This window comes from Rhizobium redzepovicii, from assembly GCF_019793435.1.
In the GTDB taxonomy this organism is placed as follows: Bacteria; Pseudomonadota; Alphaproteobacteria; order Rhizobiales; family Rhizobiaceae; genus Rhizobium; species Rhizobium redzepovicii.
Genome location: NZ_JAILYH010000009.1, coordinates 244,097 through 259,065, shown reverse-complemented (window position 1 = coordinate 259,065; position 14,969 = coordinate 244,097). Strand labels below are relative to the sequence as shown.

Here is a 14,969-nt window from a genome sequence, read left to right as displayed (position 1 = left end):
TCAACCGAACGGCAGCTACAGACACTGCAACGAACGAAGCTACACAATTTTTCCAATGGGAGGAGACGGAAATGATGAAATTCTCGACAAAAGCGGCAGGCGCCGCGGCACTTGCCCTTTCCCTGCTTGGCGGGACGTCCGCCTTTGCGCAAAACGCAGTTGCGGATGCAACGGTCGCATTCCTCATGCCCGACCAGGGCTCGACCCGATACGAAGAGCATGACCATCCGGGATTCGTCGCGGAAATGAAGAAGCTCTGCGCATCCTGCAAGGTTCTCTATCAGAATGCCGATGCCGATATCGCCAAGCAGCAGCAGCAGTTCAACTCGGCCATCACGCAGGGCGCCAAGGTCATCGTGCTCGACCCGGTGGATTCGGCAGCGGCCGCCTCTCTCGTTCAGCTCGCCCAAAGCCAGGGCGTCAAGGTCATCGCCTATGACCGCCCGATCCCGAAGGGCAAGGCCGATTTCTACGTCTCCTTCGACAACAAGGCGATCGGCAAGGCAATCGCGGAATCGCTCGTCCAGCATCTGAAGGCGAAGAATGTGCCGACCGATGGCGGCGGCATCCTGCAGATCAATGGTTCACCCACCGATGCGGCCGCCGGGCTGATCAAGGACGGCATTCACGAGGGTCTTGCCAGCGGCGGCTACAAGACGCTTGCCGAATTCGACACGCCGAACTGGCAGCCGGCGAACGCGCAGCAATGGGCGGCCGGCCAGATCACCCGCTTCGGTAAGCAGATCGTCGGCGTCGTCGCCGCCAATGACGGCACCGGCGGCGGCGCCATCGCCGCCTTCAAGGCAGCCGGCGTCGATCCCGTGCCGCCGGTGACCGGCAATGACGCGACGATCGCCGCGCTGCAGCTGATCATATCGGGGGATCAGTACAACACGATCTCCAAGCCGAGCGAAATCGTCGCCGCGGCTGCGGCAGACGTCGCCGTCAAGCTTTTGGCAGGAGAAACGATCAAGGCCGAAATGACGCTTTACGACACGCCGGCGCAGCTCTTCGTCCCTGCCGTCGTCACCGCTGAAAACCTCAAGGCCGAGATCATCGACAAGAAGATCAACACCGAAGAGGAACTCTGCACCGGCCGCTATGCCGACGGCTGCAAGAAGCTCGGCATCACCAAGTAATCGCACCAAAGGGGAAGCGCGGCCGGACGCCGGCCGCGCTTCCGATTTTCATTTTGGAAGGCCAGGCGATGTCTGAAACCTCTCATATTCCTGACGGCTCCCGCCAGCCTGTTCTCAGCCTGCGCGGAATATCGAAACACTTCGGGGCCGTGTCGGCGCTCACCGATATCGAACTCGACGTGTATGCCGGCGAGGTCGTGGCGCTCGTCGGCGACAATGGCGCCGGCAAATCGACACTGGTCAAGATCCTGGCCGGCGTGCATCAGCCGAGCTCGGGCACGATCCTGTTCGAGGGAAAGCAGGCAAATCTGTCGAGCCCGAGTGCTGCCCTCGACCTCGGCATTGCCACCGTCTTCCAGGATTTGGCGCTGTGCGAAAATCTCGACGTCGTCGCCAATATCTTTCTCGGCAAGGAGCTCAACCCCTTCCAGCTCGACGAGGTTGCCATGGAGATCCGCGCCTGGAAGCTTCTGAACGAGCTTTCGGCCCGAATCCCCAGCGTGCGCGAGCCCGTCGCCTCGCTCTCCGGCGGACAGCGCCAGACGGTGGCAATTGCGCGGTCTCTGCTGCTCGAGCCGAAACTGATCATGCTCGACGAACCCACGGCAGCACTTGGTGTCGCCCAGACCGCCGAAGTGCTGGACCTGATCGAGCGCGTGCGTGAACGCGGCCTCGCCGTCATCATGATCAGCCACAACATGGAGGATGTGCGCGCGGTCGCCGACCGCATCGTTGTCCTTCGGCTCGGACGCAACAACGGCACCTTCATGCCCGATGCTTCCAATGAAGAGCTCGTCAGCGCGATCACCGGCGCATCCAACAATTCCGTCTCCCGCCGCGCCACGCGCCGCAAGGCGCAAAGCCGAGAGAACGAGGAGGGCAGGGCATGATGAAGACCTTGCAGAATGAACCGGCGGCACCCGCACTTCTCGACCGGCGCGACGAAAGAGTGCGCCATGACGATAGTCTTGCCGGCTCGATCCGCGCCTTTTGGGATCGCATCCGTTCCGGCGACCTCGGCTCGCTGCCGGTCATTGTCGGCCTGGCGATCATCTGGACGGTATTCCAGGCGCTCAATCCGGTGTTTCTCTCCAGCGCCAATCTCGTCAACATGCTGTTCGACTGCTCGACGGTCGGCGTCATCTCGCTCGGCATCGTCTGCATCTTGATGGTCGGCGAGATCGATCTTTCGGTCGGCTCGGTCAGCGGCTTCGCCTCGGCGCTGGTCGGCGTCTTCTGGGTCAACCAGGGCTGGCCGGTGGTGCTCGCGGTCCTCATCGCGATGATCGTCGGCGCCCTGATCGGCTCGCTCTACGCCTTCCTGTTCAACCGCTTCGGCATGCCGAGCTTCGTCTCCACCCTGTCAGGCCTGCTCGCGGTTCTCGGCCTGCAGCTCTATATTCTGGGAGCGACCGGTTCGATCAATCTCCCCTATGGCTCCTGGCTGGTGAATTTCGGCCAGATCATGGTCATGCCGGATCCGGTCGCCTATCTGCTGGTGGCGCTTGCCGGCATTGCCTTCTTCTTCGCCGGCTACCGCACATCGGCGCGCCGGCGGGCAGCCGGACTGTCGGCGAAATCGACGGGCGGATTGCTTCTGCGTGCCGTCATCATCACCGTCGCCCTGGAAGCGGTTGCCTTCTACCTCAACCAGTCGCGCGGCATTCCCTGGATGTTCGGCCTCTTCGTTGGGCTCGTCGCCGCCATGAACTATGCGCTGACGCGCACCAAATGGGGACGCTCCATGCAAGCCGTCGGCGGCAACAGAGAGGCCGCCCGCCGCTCGGGCATCAATGTGTCGCGCATTTATGCGAGCGCCTTCGTCACCTGCGCCCTGCTTGCGGCGACCGGCGGCGTGCTTTCGGCAGCGCGACTGGCGACCGCAAGCCAGCAGGCCGGTACCGGCGACGTCAATCTCAACGCCATTGCCGCAGCGGTCATCGGCGGCACCAGCCTGTTCGGCGGACGGGGCAGCGCCTATTCGGCGCTTCTCGGCATCATCGTCATCCAGTCGATCGCCAGCGGACTGACGCTCCTCGATCTGTCGTCGTCGCTTCGATACATGATCACCGGCGCCGTCCTCGCCGTCGCCGTCATCGTCGACTCGCTAGCCCGCCGATCGCGAATTTCGCACGGCCGCGCTTAACCACTTAAGAAAACAGAGGAAGAAAATGGGACAGGATCTGTCTGGAAAAGTCGCGGCCGTCACCGGAGCGGCATCGGGCATCGGCTTGGAATGCGCCAAGGCTTTGCTTGCCGCCGGCGCTCGGGTCGTGCTGGTCGATCGCAATGAGGAGGCCTTAAAGGAAATCTGCTCGACGCTTGGCGCCAATGCAATTCCGTTGGTCATCGATCTCACCGACCCGGAAGGCGTGGCGCGGATGATGCCTGAGATCCTGGCGAAGGCGGGCCAACTGGATATTTTCCACGCCAATGCCGGCTCCTATATCGGCGGCGAGGTGCTTGGCGGCGATCCCGACGCCTGGGACCGGATGCTCAATCTGAACATCAACGCCGCATTCCGTTCGGTGCATGCCGTCTTGCCGCATATGGTCGAGCGCAAGACCGGGGATATCATCCTGACGAGCTCCGTCGCCGGTCTGGTTCCCGTGGTATGGGAGCCGATCTACACAGCCTCCAAACATGCGGTGCAGGCCTTCGTCCATACGCTGCGGCGGCAGGTGGCGAAGTATGGCCTGCGCGTCGGGGCGGTCGCGCCAGGCCCCGTGGTCACCGCTCTTTTGAGCGATTGGCCGCAGGAGAAGCTGGATGAGGCACTTGCCGCCGGCGGCTTGATGGAGCCGAAGGAAGTGGCCGAAGCGGTGCTCTTCATGCTGACGCGCCCGCGCAACGTCACAATCCGCGATCTCGTCATCCTGCCGCAGAGTACCGACATCTGATGAACGCTCGTCGCTTTCCCAAAACCAGAAAGGGACCACCATGATCTTCGATAGATTTCGCCTGGACGGGCAGGTGGCGCTGGTAACCGGCGGCACGCGCGGCATCGGGCTTGCGATCGCCGAGGCCCTCGGCGAGGCCGGCGCCAAAGTTGTCATCACGGGAAGGGCCTGCAATGCGGCGGCGGTAGATCGGCTCGCCAAGGCCGGTGTCGATTGCGATTTCATCGTCGCCGACCTGACGAAAGACGATGCTGCCGACGCGCTCGTCACGGAGACGCTGTCACGGGCGGGCCGGCTCGACATCCTCGTCAATAATGCCGGCATCGCCATTCATGGCGACAGCGGCGAATTCGCCGATGCGATCTGGCGCGAGATCATGACCGTCAATGTCGACGCTGTCTTCCGCGCCTGCCGCGCGACACTCGCTCCGATGCGGCGCCAGGGCGGCGGCGCCATCCTCAATATCGGCTCGATTTCGGGCATCGTCTCCAACATTCCGCAGAACCAGGTCGCCTATAACGCCTCCAAGGCGGCGGTTCATATGATGACCAAGAGCCTGGCGAGCGAAGTCGCCGCCGAGAATATCCGCGTCAACGCCATCGCGCCTGGCTATATCGAGACCGACCTGTCGCGCGGCGGCATCGATAATCCCGATTGGTTCCCGATCTGGCGCAGCATGACCCCGATGGGACGCGTCGGGCAGCCGGAGGAGGTGGCCAGTGCTGCCCTGTTTCTCTGCTCGGCGGCGGCAAGCTATGTGACCGGCGAAGTGCTTGTCATCGATGGTGGCTATACCACGCGGTGATGAGCGGACACGGGGCGGCAGGGCGCCCGCTGCTGCATATGCTCACACGAGACAATCGAGCATCCACTGGACGCCAAAACGATCGGTGAGCTTGCCGTAATAGCTCTCCCATGGCTGGACCGCCAGCGGCGTCGTTATCCTGCCGCCTTCGGCCAACTGGGCGAAGAGCTCCTCGGTCCTGTCGCGGTCATCCATGATCAGCATATGGGCGGAGCCTCGCATCGGCTCGGCATCGTGATTGTCGGAGGCGAAGAACAGAATGCCGGTTCCTTCGAAACGCGCATGCATCACCTTGCCCCTCATGGCTTCGCTGGCAACGGGCATTCCATTTGCGCCCTGACGTTTCAATTGCGTGACCCGGCCAAGCCCGCATTCGGCATAAAAGGCGAGCGCCTCCTCGCAGCCGGTGGAAAAGAACAGATAGTTGGCAAGCTGCATGGGTTGGCTCCGTCGCGCCGCCGGATGGCGGCGCATTGCTGTGTCAGGTTTGAGGTTTCGCACATCCGCCGCCATCGTTACGACGCGGCGGCCGCTTGCTGGATGGCGCCGACGAAATCGGCATTGCTATAGCTGTCGCCAGCAATTCCCCACGCTCCGTCGGGAGCATAGACGATGTTCGACCATATATGCTCTCGCTTGAGCCGGCCTTCGGCGGCCTGCTCGACGACATCGGCCGCTTTTTCGATAAAGGACTGCTTCGCTTCAGCGGTCGCCAGCGCGACCTCCGGCAATTTAAGTTCGACGAATGCTGCGGCGATCGGCTTTCCCGCCGCCAGCACGTGCTCGCGCGGCAGCACGTTGATGGTGCCGATGACATTGGCGGTCATGAAGGCGTTGCCGGTCAAACCGGCGACATCAAGCAAAGCGTCCGTCAATCCTGCAAAGGCTTGCGCCTGAGCCTCCGGCGAGAGCAGGCCCTCCGGCACGGTGAGTGTGATAGGCATCCGATATCTCCTCTTTGAATCGTGACCGTTTCTGATATACCGATCACTCTTTATGCATACACACCGGTCACTCTCTTAGCAAGCAATAAAGAGAGGTTGCTCTCTAAATGAGGTTTTCATGCGTTACAGCGCCGAACACAAACTGGAAACCCGGGCCCGCGTCATCACAGCCGCGGGTCAGGTCTTCCGCAAGGACGGTTATGGCGGCGCCGGAATCGACGCGCTGACGAAGGCCGCCGGCGTGACGAACGGCGCCTTCTACGGACATTTCAAATCGAAGGCCGAAGCCTTTCGCACGGCCGTGCTGGAGGGGCTCCAAGATCTGCGGCAGGGAATCGCCGCGCTGAAGACCAATCAGCCGAAAGACTGGCTGCCGACATTCGTCAGCTACTATCTCGGTTATAAAAGAACATGCGATTTGGGCGAGAGCTGTGCTCTGCCGAGCCTTTCGCCCGACGTGATGCGCGCGGATGATGAAACGCGAAGCGCCTATACGGCGGAGATCAAACGCCTCGTCGAAGAAGTTGCCGCCGGCCTGCCGGAGCACAAGATGGAGGGCGGATCCGAAACAAGCCGGGAAGATCAGGCGATCCTGCTTCTCGCCACGCTGAGCGGCGGTGTCACCCTTGCGCGCGCCGTGTCCGACCCGGCGCTGTCCGAACGCATTGCAGATATCATCGCGCAGGCGGCGTTGACGGCAATAAAACCGCACAACTGATCCGCTTGCTTCCGAGCGGCATCAGGTCCAGAAGGTCAACGTGGGAACAATCTTCAGGCAGAAGTGAACCCCTTCCCAATCATAAGAGAATTACACGGGTATGGTGATTTCGAACTCGGCGCCTGCGCCGGCCGTCTGCAGCAGGCGGATCGTACCGCCATGGGCGCTCAGCATGGCGCGAACGATGCCGAGACCCATGCCGGTGCCGCCTTGTTCGCGGCGGGTTGAAAAGAACGGCTGAAAGATACGTTGGCGATTTGACTCGGAAACACCGCCGCCGTCATCACGGACTAGGATAACGGTTGTCCGGGCATCCGCCGACACGCTCAGTTCCAACAGCGTGGCGCCTTGCTGAAGGGCATTCTCGGCGAGATTGGCAAAGACGATATCGGCCGCTTCCCGTGGAAGAGCAACTGATGTCTCCGTATCGCCTTTCCCGGAAATATAAAGGGCGGGGAATTGCCCGCGCAGTGCGGGCAGGATATCCGAGATGTTGCTTTTGCCCTCGGCTACCGGGGTTTCCGCTTGCGCAAGTTCTCTCAGCCGCTGCAACAGCGCATCGAGCCGGGCTGCATCGGCGACGATATTATCGAGAAAGTGTAAACGCTGCGCTTTCGTCATCGGCCTTTCGGCATCGTCGTCGCGCAAAAGTTCCGCTGCACCGCGAATGGCCGTCAGCGGCGATTTCAGTTCGTGGGAGACATGTGCGGCGAATGAGCCGACATATTCGGTGCGATCGACCAGTTTTCCGGCGAGATCGAGGAAGCTTTGCGACAGCACTGCGATCTCGCGCGTTCCGTAGCTTTCGAGCGGCCGGATTGCTCCCTTGCCGCCGCGGGCAATCTCTTCCGTGCGGGCGATCAAGGCGTCGATCGGGCCGGTGATGGTGCGCGTCAGCACATAGGCAATAGCGAGCGTCAGCATGGCCACAACCGCGAGAGCGACGATTTCCGCCGGCGCCATCCGGTTCGAACTCGCCTCGACCGCGCGAAACCAGATGACGATCAGGATCGGCAGCGCCATGACGGCGAGAAGTACGACATAGACGATCAGCGCCAGCGTCGGGCGCCATTTCGTCCTGACTTTCGGTGCCGGCATCAGGCCTTCCTCCCGCTTTTACTGCCGAGTTTGAAGCCGATGCCGTGAACCGTCGCGATGATCCCCTGGCCGCCGGCCGCCAGGAACTTGGCCCTGATGTTGCGGATATGGCTGTCGATCGTGCGGTCGGCGACATAGGTTCCGGCGCCATAGGCTGCCTCCATCAGTCGTTCGCGGCTGAAGACCATGTCGGGGCGTGACAACAATGCGTCCAGGATGGCGAATTCGAGCACCGTCATCGAAATGGCGCTGTGCCCGAACATGACCGTCCTGCCTAGGCGATCCAGGCTGAGCTCGCCGGCGACAAAGATGGCGCGGCGCCTCTCAGGCTCCGCTTCGCTGCCGCTGCGCTTCAAGATCGCCTTGACCCTGGCAACGAGTTCGCGCGGGCTGAACGGCTTGGTGACATAATCATCCCCGCCGATTTCCAAACCCAGCACCCTGTCGATCTCCTCGTCGCGCGCGGAAAGAAACAGGATCGGCAATCCCGATGTCTTACGGATCTGGCGGCAGACCTCAAGACCATCCATATCCGGCATGCCGATATCGAGAATGATCAGATCGATGCTGCCGCGGCGGAAAGCCGCGATCGCCTCGGTGCCGTTGCGAACGGCCGTCGATATCAGACCGGCACGCTCAAGAGCGAAACAGATCACATCGCGGATGTGAGGTTCGTCATCGACGACAAGAATGCGGGGCGCCATCAGCGGTCCTGTGTTGGTTTGTCCTGCTTGTTGTCATCGTTCTCGTTCTCTCTTGCAATGGCTGCAGGAGATAGAAGATAGGTCTCCAGCCGTGCAGACCGAAAGGTCCAGCTCCGCCAGTCGCGCGGCTGCATCTCAAAATCCCTGACGAGGTAAAAGCGAGCTGTCACCGCTTTGCTTCTTTGGTCGATCAGATGGCGCGGCAGCTTCTGGAGATAGAGATCGAGCGCCGGAATGACGGAGGGACCGAGCGAGGAGAGATAAGAGAGGTCGAGCGGCGGACCTTCCTGGCTGATCTCCTGGCTGTGGGCGACATTGAAACGGGCGATGAAAGCCGAAAAATCGACGAAGGAACTGATGTAGAGAACCAAAAGCAGGGAGGCAAGATTCGCAGCGACCAGCCACTCATTGGATCGGTTGAGCAGAATGCGCAGCAGGATTAAGACAAGGCCGATGGCGACGATACCCATCCAGAGACCGGCGGCGACACGCAGTTCTGTCAGCGAATAGACCTCGACATAAAGTCCAAGCCGCAGCATCGAGGAGAGGCAGAGCAGGACATTTTGGCCGATCCAGGCATGAACGAGGCCGCGGATCAGCGCGCTATGATCACCGGGCCCGCCGCGCCGCATGGCGACGAGGACGAAAGCTGCGGCAAGAAGTGCTGTGGCAATCAGCGGATAGGCGCCGCGATGGGCATATTCGGCATGGCTCATGTGCTCGGGCAGATCTGCGCCGCCCCAGAGATAGACGAGATCGAGAAGCGTCTGCACGGCAAAGATCGCGTTGAACAGGATGAGCGACCGCAGCAGCGAAGCATGACCGAACGGCGCACTCCTGGTGGGCACGATCATGAACGGCCGGCCGGCCGGCGGCCTCTTGGCGCGACGCTTCAGGCGCGGCCGCAACATCGCCCAGACGACAACGGCTGTTATCATCCAGAAGCCGATCCGCCAAAGATCGAGAAACTGCAGCAGAACGGCAAAATCAATACTGCGCAGCGCGATTTCAATAAGCGGGTTCGCAGTTGCAAAGAGGGATACGAAGACCGCCGCGAGGATGAGCGGCATGAGCCAGAGGCCGACGCCCTGTCGGACCATGGTGAAGGAGAAACGTTTTCCCGGTGTCGCAAGAGACTTCCTGATATCTTCGGCAAGCCGCAGGGGAATGACGAGGGCGAAACGGAAGAATACGAGGGGCAGGGCGGGCAGGCGGCGGGGGAGGAGCCTGGCGCTGATGAGCGCAACCGACATTAGCGCGCCGAGGCAAAGGGCAACACCAGTCAGCGAAGGCGATTCCACTAGGGGCGCCGACGCCAGAATCGAAAAGCTGAGCAGGAACGCCGCCATCGAAAGCCGAGGTCTCCTCCTGGCCGAAAGCAGAATGCCCGCGAAGACGGCGAGCGCGAAAAGGAAAAGGTTTATCCCGAGTTGGTGGCCAAAAATCAGAAAATCCGCAAATCCCACCAGCGCAAGCAGCGCGACAGTTCGGCCGCTGCCGCGTCTGATTGGCATCGGTTCTGTCAAAGTATTGGCTGTATCCATTGCTGTTCCTCTTGCGGATGCTGCGTTTCGATCACGATGAGCCTGCTTCCCAACCTCGCCGCGGCAGGCGAGTCTTGAGGCTCCTGTGCAAGCCACCACCCGTCATTGCGCAGGCGTTCCGGCAAAGCTGGGGATGGGTCGCCGGGCTGGATGTCGTTCGTGCTCATGGCGGAAACATGCCGCGCCGGATTGCAGATTTTGTGCAGAGGGTGAGGAGCAATTCAGGAATCTTCGGGGACGTGAAGATACGGAAGGGCTCACGGCCGCCCGAAGACGGCTTGTCATTCACGCTTCTCGCGGCAGGCGCTGCCCATTCGCGTGGAATGGCGCCGCGCTTTTTTAACAGTCAGGGTGGCCGGGTGTCACCCAGTCACGCGACGTCTGGCAGCCTCGTTCGCCGACGAGTTGGTATGTGCCAGAAGATCAAAGGAAATATACAAGGCTCATCTGAATCGTGGTGCGCGCTTGGCATTGTGAAGCAGTTCGCAGGCTGTCGCGAATGGCCCGAAAAGTTTGAGCAACAGCGCCTGTTCCTCGGCATCTATCCGATGGCGAGCGCAGTACTCGGTTACCGACCAGACTTTCGTCAGATCATCGGTCTCAATTTGCTTGGGTTCGATGTGTTCGGTCAAGGGCGTGTCCTCCGAACTTCGAGACTACGCTTCCCTAGCTTATATAAGAACTAGCTAAAAAGAATTATTTTCGGCGGAATAAGTCAGGTGCCGTCAAGACACACAAATATACGAAAACGCCCGCCGATTGCACGGCGGGCGTCACGTCTCACAGACTATCGCAACTGATCAGGCGATATGAGCGTCGGTGCCGGTGATGTTGAGCGTCACCTTGGCAGTGTCCGTGTGGCCTTCGCCGTCGGAGATCTTGTAGTAACGGAGAACTTCCGTGTAGGTTTGACCGTCATTCAGATCTGTGTTCAGGTCGTAGGTGAACGTGCCGTCCGACTTGACATGGAACGTGCCGTAGGTCCCGGCAACGTCGGTTACAGCGTCGGCAGTGCCGTCTACCTTGGTGGTCAGGAACTGGCGGAGGAACATCTTGCCGTTGTCGCCGGCAATGTCGTTATCCAGAACGTTGCCACCAATGGCATGGCCTTCGGTGAAGTTGTAGACATCATCAACCGCGATCGGCTTGACCTGGGTTACGCCCTGAATGTTCAAAGTGAACAGGCCGACGTCGGTATGACCGCTGCCGTCGGAGATCTTGTAGGAAACCTTTTCCTGGTACGATTCGCCGTTGGCGAAGCCGATCTTGGCAGCATCGCTCAGGACATAGGTGTAGCTACCGTCCGGCTTGACGAAGAACGTGCCGTAGTCGCCATGGATCTCGGTGATCTGGCTGTTGCCGCTCTTGGCGCCAACGGTCTCGCCGTCGAAGGCGCGCAGGAACAGGTGGCCGTTATCGGATGAATCGTTGGAAAGCAGATTACCGGAAATTACGTCAGTTTCTAGAAATGTTGCACTATCATCGGTTGCGTGTATCGGCGAAGCCATCGCTCTCTCCTTAAATTATTATGGCGGGTCAGTTTTGACCTCAGCAAGCGGCCCCTTTAACAACCTATTAATACTGCAAGTCAATAGGTTATTTAATGAAAGGTTAATGTCATCACCGATACAGGCGTTGCTTAATTTCTGGGCGAATAATTTCGTTTTCACGCCAAATTGAAGAAAATTCGAGCGAATCTATACCCGGCAAACTTGAACATCCGCAATGAATATATCTAAGGGTGATTCCGGGCCCTGAAACCGAACGATCCGGCTCAGCTGTTGCAATTGCACGCCACGCCAACTATTTTAGGGCCAAAGTGGAACTCGAAGCCGTCGCAGGCTTAGGAACGGGACGCTTGTACATCGGCTGAATCGGCGCACGCCCTTGAGGCAGCGCGGTGGTCAAATCCAAAACAATCGATGAAGCCGGCAATGGCCGGTAAAGGATTTCTTTTTGATCAATACCAATACAGCCACCGCGATTGCGGCGGTGAACTCGCGTGAGGGTGACGAGACCGTTCGCCGCGCTGCCAAGACTTGGAAGCCATTTCCATGCCTTCTCACCCGCCGTGAATTGCAGGCGCTCATCGCCGAGCAGCTCGGTTAAGCGTCCCTTACATCGGAGAATTCGAAATGCAGGTAGTTGTCAGAGACAACAATGTCGATCAGGCCCTCAGGGTCTTGAAAAAGAAAATGCAGCGCGAAGGCCTGTTCCGCGAAATGAAGGAACGGCGCGCCTATGAGAAACCTTCCGAACGGCGCGTCAGGGAAAAGGCGCAGGCGATCAGCCGGCAGCGTAAGGCGGCACGCAAGCAGCTGCAGCGCGAAGGCCTGATCGCCAAGCCGAAGCGGACGGCCGCCCGTTAGAGCAATTCCAGTCAAAGAGCGTACGACCGGCTTGCCGAGCTTCGACGGTTGCATTCCCTGGAAAGGACAGACAATGGACGAATTGAATAGCCTCACCGTTTCAGAAGAACGCCTCGAGGATTGCCGCGATGTCGTGGAGCCGGATCTGCAGGATCTCATCCAACGCGCGTTGATCTCAGGCTTTTCCCGCGAGGAAATTCTCATCGCCGTCAGCGAACTGGTCGCTGAAGACTTCGCAATGGTCATGGAAACCCCAAGCGTGCATTGAGAAACAAGCGCAGGGACGGTGGCAGTGGTCGAGTTTGCGGAACATTGGCCACGGCAAATGGTTACTTCGTCTCCTCTTGCCAAATGGAGATGACGATGGCCGAGCATAACAATGCGACGCGGGTATGGGAACTGATCGACAGAATAGGGTTTTGCATGCTGACGACCCGCAACGGTGACGATCTGCGTGCCCGCCCGATGTCCGCCTATAGCGCGCAGCTCGAGAACGCGGTCTATTTTCTGACCGATGTGGCCAGCCACAAGGACGATGAGATCGCCCGCTGGCCAAATGTGTGCCTCGCCTTTGCCGATACCAAGGGGCAGAAATACGTTTCTCTGTCGGGCACGGCCGAGGTGCAGAACGACCGCGAAAAGATCAGGGAATTATGGGCGACGCCGGCCAAGGCGTGGTGGGACAATCCCGACGATCCTTCCATCCGCATCCTCAAGATGACCCCGTCTTCGGCCGAATACTGGGACAGTCCAGGCACGATCATCAGCTATATCAAGATGGCCGCCGCAGCGGTCTCGAACAGCAAGCCCGATATGGGCGACAATGCCGAGGTCCAGCTTTGACGGATCCAGCGCTGTTCAAGCCTGCCTGTTCGAGGCCTTGACGAAATCGATAAATGCCCTGAGCGGCGCCGGCACCAGTCGCCGTCCGGGGTAATAGAGAAACGGCCCGGAAAAGCGCTGCCACCAGGGTTCCAGGATGGGCTCGAGGGCGCCGGTGTCGAGGTGGGGGCGCAGCCAGTCCTCGAATACGCAAATGATTCCGGTGCCCGAGATCGCTGCGTCGACGGTCAGATCGGTCGCCCCGCCGACCCTGACGATCAACGGTCCTGACGGTTCGACCCGCACCACCTCACCGTCTCGCTCGAACTCCCATGGCGTCGTCAGCGCGCCGCTGGCAAAACGGCCCAGCAGGCAGGCATGGCCGAGCAGTTCGCTCGGATGCTGCGGCCGGCCATGGCGATCGAGATAGACAGGCGAAGCTGCGGTGGCGAAGCGCTGGACACGCGGCCCGATCGGCACGGCGATCATATCCTGCTCCAGCCGTTCGTCGTAGCGGATGCCGGCATCGCACCCGGCAGCGAGCACATCGACGAAACTCTCCTCGGTGATCACCTCAAGGCGAATGTCGGGATAGGCTTCGAGGAACGGCGGAACGATGGCGGGCAGCACCAGCCGCGCCGCGCTGACCGGTACATTGAGCCGCAGCGAGCCGGCCGGCCGGTCGCGAAATCCGTTGACCACGTCGAGCGCAGACTCCACCTCGGTCAGCGCAGGGCCGAGCCGCTCCAGCAAGCCTCTACCCGCTTCGGTCGGAACGACGCTGCGTGTCGTGCGGTTGAAGAGCCTGACGCCGAGCTCGGCCTCCAGCCGACGCACCGCCTCGCTGAGGAAGGAAGCACTGCCGCCGCTTACACGCGCGCCCTCGCGAAAACCACCGGCCCGCGCCACCGCAACGAAGGCATTGAGATCGCCCAAATCGACTTTCACTGTTCGCCACTCCGCACAGCCTGTGCGGATTGTAGCGAATTATCAAGCACGCCGACAACGCCTATCTTGGCGTCATCTCTTGAAAGGAGTGAGGTCATGTCCATCATCGATCAATCCGGAACCTTCAAACTCGGCGACCGCAACGTGAAGCGCCTCGGCTACGGAGCCATGCAGCTTGCCGGGCCAGGCGTCTTTGGCCCGCCCAGGGATCATGGCGCGGCCTTGGCCGTGTTGCGCGAGGCGGTTGAGAGCGGCGTAGACCACATCGACACCAGCGATTTTTATGGTCCGCACGTCACCAACCAGATCATCCGTGAAGCGCTCCATCCTTATCGTGACGACCTTGTCATCGTCACCAAGCTCGGCGCACGACGCGGCACGGATGGATCATGGAACCCTGCCTTTTCACCGGAAGAACTGACGGCGGCGGTCCACGACAATCTTCGTAATTTAGGGCTTGAGGTGCTTGACGTCGTCAACCTCAGAATCATGTTCGACGTTCATGGCCCCGCGGAAGGCTCGATAGAAGCACCCCTGACGGTGCTTGCCGATCTCCAGCGGCAGGGCTTGGTCCGTCACGTGGGCTTAAGCAACGCCACATCGAAGCAGATCGCCGAAGGGCGCGGGATCACCGAGATTGTCTGCGTGCAGAACCAGTACAATCTTGCGCACCGGGCCGACGATCGCCTGATCGACGAACTCGCCCGCGATGGCACCGCTTATGTGCCCTTCTTCCCGCTCGGCGGCTTCACCCCGCTGCAGTCGTCCACCCTGTCCGATGTCGCCGCACGCCTTGATGCCACGCCCATGCAGGTGGCACTCGCCTGGCTGCTACGCCGCGCGCCGCACATCCTGCTGATCCCCGGCACCTCGTCCGTTGGCCATCTGAGGGAAAACCTCGCCGCTGCCGCGCTCGTTCTGCCGGATGAGACTATCGACGAACTCAACCAAATCGGAAACATCGCCGCCTGATCTTCT

At 60.6% G+C, this 14,969-nt stretch carries 19 protein-coding genes; 11 read left to right on the top strand and 8 right to left on the bottom strand.

The window, feature by feature from the left end:
* The first annotated feature begins 74 nt into the window (after positions 1–74).
* The 5 genes from K6N12_RS16750 to K6N12_RS16730 all read left to right on the top strand — a co-directional run bounded on the left by K6N12_RS16750 (position 75) and on the right by K6N12_RS16730 (position 4,844).
* Positions 75–1,139: an ABC transporter substrate-binding protein gene (locus K6N12_RS16750; protein ID WP_222148909.1), complete on the top strand. Its 1,065-nt coding sequence runs from the start codon at positions 75–77 to the stop codon at positions 1,137–1,139.
* Between the two features lie 68 nt (positions 1,140–1,207).
* Positions 1,208–2,029 (top strand): ATP-binding cassette domain-containing protein, encoded by an 822-nt coding sequence (locus K6N12_RS16745; protein ID WP_222148897.1) that lies wholly within the window; start codon positions 1,208–1,210, stop codon positions 2,027–2,029.
* Complete coding sequence (locus K6N12_RS16740) at positions 2,026–3,285, top strand: sugar ABC transporter permease (protein ID WP_222148896.1); 1,260 nt, start codon at positions 2,026–2,028, stop codon at positions 3,283–3,285. The genes K6N12_RS16745 and K6N12_RS16740 overlap by 4 nt, the downstream gene beginning before the upstream one ends.
* A gap of 25 nt (positions 3,286–3,310) precedes the next feature.
* Entirely contained in the window at positions 3,311–4,039 is a 729-nt protein-coding gene (locus tag K6N12_RS16735; protein WP_097626102.1) for an SDR family oxidoreductase, read from the top strand.
* Positions 4,040–4,079: 40 nt separating this feature from the next.
* Complete coding sequence (locus tag K6N12_RS16730; protein ID WP_222148895.1) at positions 4,080–4,844, top strand: SDR family NAD(P)-dependent oxidoreductase; 765 nt, start codon at positions 4,080–4,082, stop codon at positions 4,842–4,844.
* A gap of 42 nt (positions 4,845–4,886) precedes the next feature.
* On the opposite strand, the gene K6N12_RS16725 is transcribed toward K6N12_RS16730, so the two are convergent.
* Both K6N12_RS16725 and K6N12_RS16720 read right to left on the bottom strand, forming a co-directional pair.
* Complete coding sequence (locus K6N12_RS16725; RefSeq protein ID WP_222148894.1) at positions 4,887–5,282, bottom strand: VOC family protein; 396 nt, start codon at positions 5,280–5,282, stop codon at positions 4,887–4,889.
* 77 nt (positions 5,283–5,359) lie between these two features.
* Positions 5,360–5,788 (bottom strand): tautomerase family protein, encoded by a 429-nt coding sequence (locus K6N12_RS16720; protein ID WP_222148893.1) that lies wholly within the window; start codon positions 5,786–5,788, stop codon positions 5,360–5,362.
* A 118-nt stretch (positions 5,789–5,906) separates the two neighbouring features.
* Between K6N12_RS16720 and K6N12_RS16715 the strand changes: the two genes are divergently transcribed.
* Positions 5,907–6,506 carry a TetR/AcrR family transcriptional regulator gene (locus K6N12_RS16715; protein ID WP_097626106.1) on the top strand — a complete coding sequence of 200 codons (600 nt, stop codon included), beginning with the start codon at positions 5,907–5,909 and terminating at the stop codon, positions 6,504–6,506.
* Between the two features lie 90 nt (positions 6,507–6,596).
* On the opposite strand, the gene K6N12_RS16710 is transcribed toward K6N12_RS16715, so the two are convergent.
* The 5 genes from K6N12_RS16710 to rapA2 form a co-directional block, all read right to left on the bottom strand.
* Entirely contained in the window at positions 6,597–7,604 is a 1,008-nt protein-coding gene (locus K6N12_RS16710) for a sensor histidine kinase (protein ID WP_222148892.1), read from the bottom strand.
* The gene (locus K6N12_RS16705) at positions 7,604–8,308 is read right to left on the bottom strand and encodes a response regulator (RefSeq protein ID WP_131711081.1); all 705 of its coding nucleotides are present in this window, start codon (positions 8,306–8,308) and stop codon (positions 7,604–7,606) included. Before K6N12_RS16705 ends, K6N12_RS16710 begins: the two co-directional genes overlap by 1 nt.
* Positions 8,308–9,852: a DUF4153 domain-containing protein gene (locus tag K6N12_RS16700; RefSeq protein WP_222148891.1), complete on the bottom strand. Its 1,545-nt coding sequence runs from the start codon at positions 9,850–9,852 to the stop codon at positions 8,308–8,310. The genes K6N12_RS16705 and K6N12_RS16700 overlap by 1 nt, the downstream gene beginning before the upstream one ends.
* 443 nt (positions 9,853–10,295) lie before the next feature.
* Positions 10,296–10,484: a hypothetical protein gene (locus K6N12_RS16695; protein WP_003572146.1), complete on the bottom strand. Its 189-nt coding sequence runs from the start codon at positions 10,482–10,484 to the stop codon at positions 10,296–10,298.
* Between the two features lie 168 nt (positions 10,485–10,652).
* Positions 10,653–11,360 carry a calcium-binding lectin RapA2 gene (rapA2, locus tag K6N12_RS16690; protein WP_097626111.1) on the bottom strand — a complete coding sequence of 236 codons (708 nt, stop codon included), beginning with the start codon at positions 11,358–11,360 and terminating at the stop codon, positions 10,653–10,655.
* Between the two features lie 448 nt (positions 11,361–11,808).
* Here rapA2 and K6N12_RS16685 point away from each other — a divergent pair, with 448 nt between their 5' ends.
* The 4 genes from K6N12_RS16685 (at position 11,809) to K6N12_RS16670 (ending at position 13,064) form a co-directional block, all read left to right on the top strand.
* Positions 11,809–11,961 (top strand): hypothetical protein, encoded by a 153-nt coding sequence (locus K6N12_RS16685; protein ID WP_179867126.1) that lies wholly within the window; start codon positions 11,809–11,811, stop codon positions 11,959–11,961.
* Positions 11,962–11,987: 26 nt separating this feature from the next.
* Positions 11,988–12,221, top strand: a complete 234-nt coding sequence (gene rpsU, locus K6N12_RS16680) for a 30S ribosomal protein S21 (protein ID WP_131711145.1) — start codon at positions 11,988–11,990, stop codon at positions 12,219–12,221.
* Positions 12,222–12,294: 73 nt separating this feature from the next.
* Positions 12,295–12,489 carry a hypothetical protein gene (locus K6N12_RS16675; protein WP_097626113.1) on the top strand — a complete coding sequence of 65 codons (195 nt, stop codon included), beginning with the start codon at positions 12,295–12,297 and terminating at the stop codon, positions 12,487–12,489.
* A 95-nt stretch (positions 12,490–12,584) separates the two neighbouring features.
* On the top strand, positions 12,585–13,064 hold the full coding sequence (locus K6N12_RS16670; RefSeq protein ID WP_222148890.1) for a pyridoxamine 5'-phosphate oxidase family protein: 480 nt from the start codon (positions 12,585–12,587) through the stop codon (positions 13,062–13,064).
* Positions 13,065–13,079: 15 nt separating this feature from the next.
* Here K6N12_RS16670 and K6N12_RS16665 read toward each other — a convergent pair whose 3' ends face one another.
* Positions 13,080–13,991, bottom strand: coding sequence for a LysR family transcriptional regulator (locus K6N12_RS16665; RefSeq protein ID WP_097626114.1), 912 nt, complete (start codon positions 13,989–13,991; stop codon positions 13,080–13,082).
* A gap of 96 nt (positions 13,992–14,087) precedes the next feature.
* Between K6N12_RS16665 and K6N12_RS16660 the strand changes: the two genes are divergently transcribed.
* The gene (locus K6N12_RS16660) at positions 14,088–14,963 is read left to right on the top strand and encodes an aldo/keto reductase family oxidoreductase (RefSeq protein WP_183779962.1); all 876 of its coding nucleotides are present in this window, start codon (positions 14,088–14,090) and stop codon (positions 14,961–14,963) included.
* The last annotated feature ends 6 nt before the right edge of the window (positions 14,964–14,969 follow it).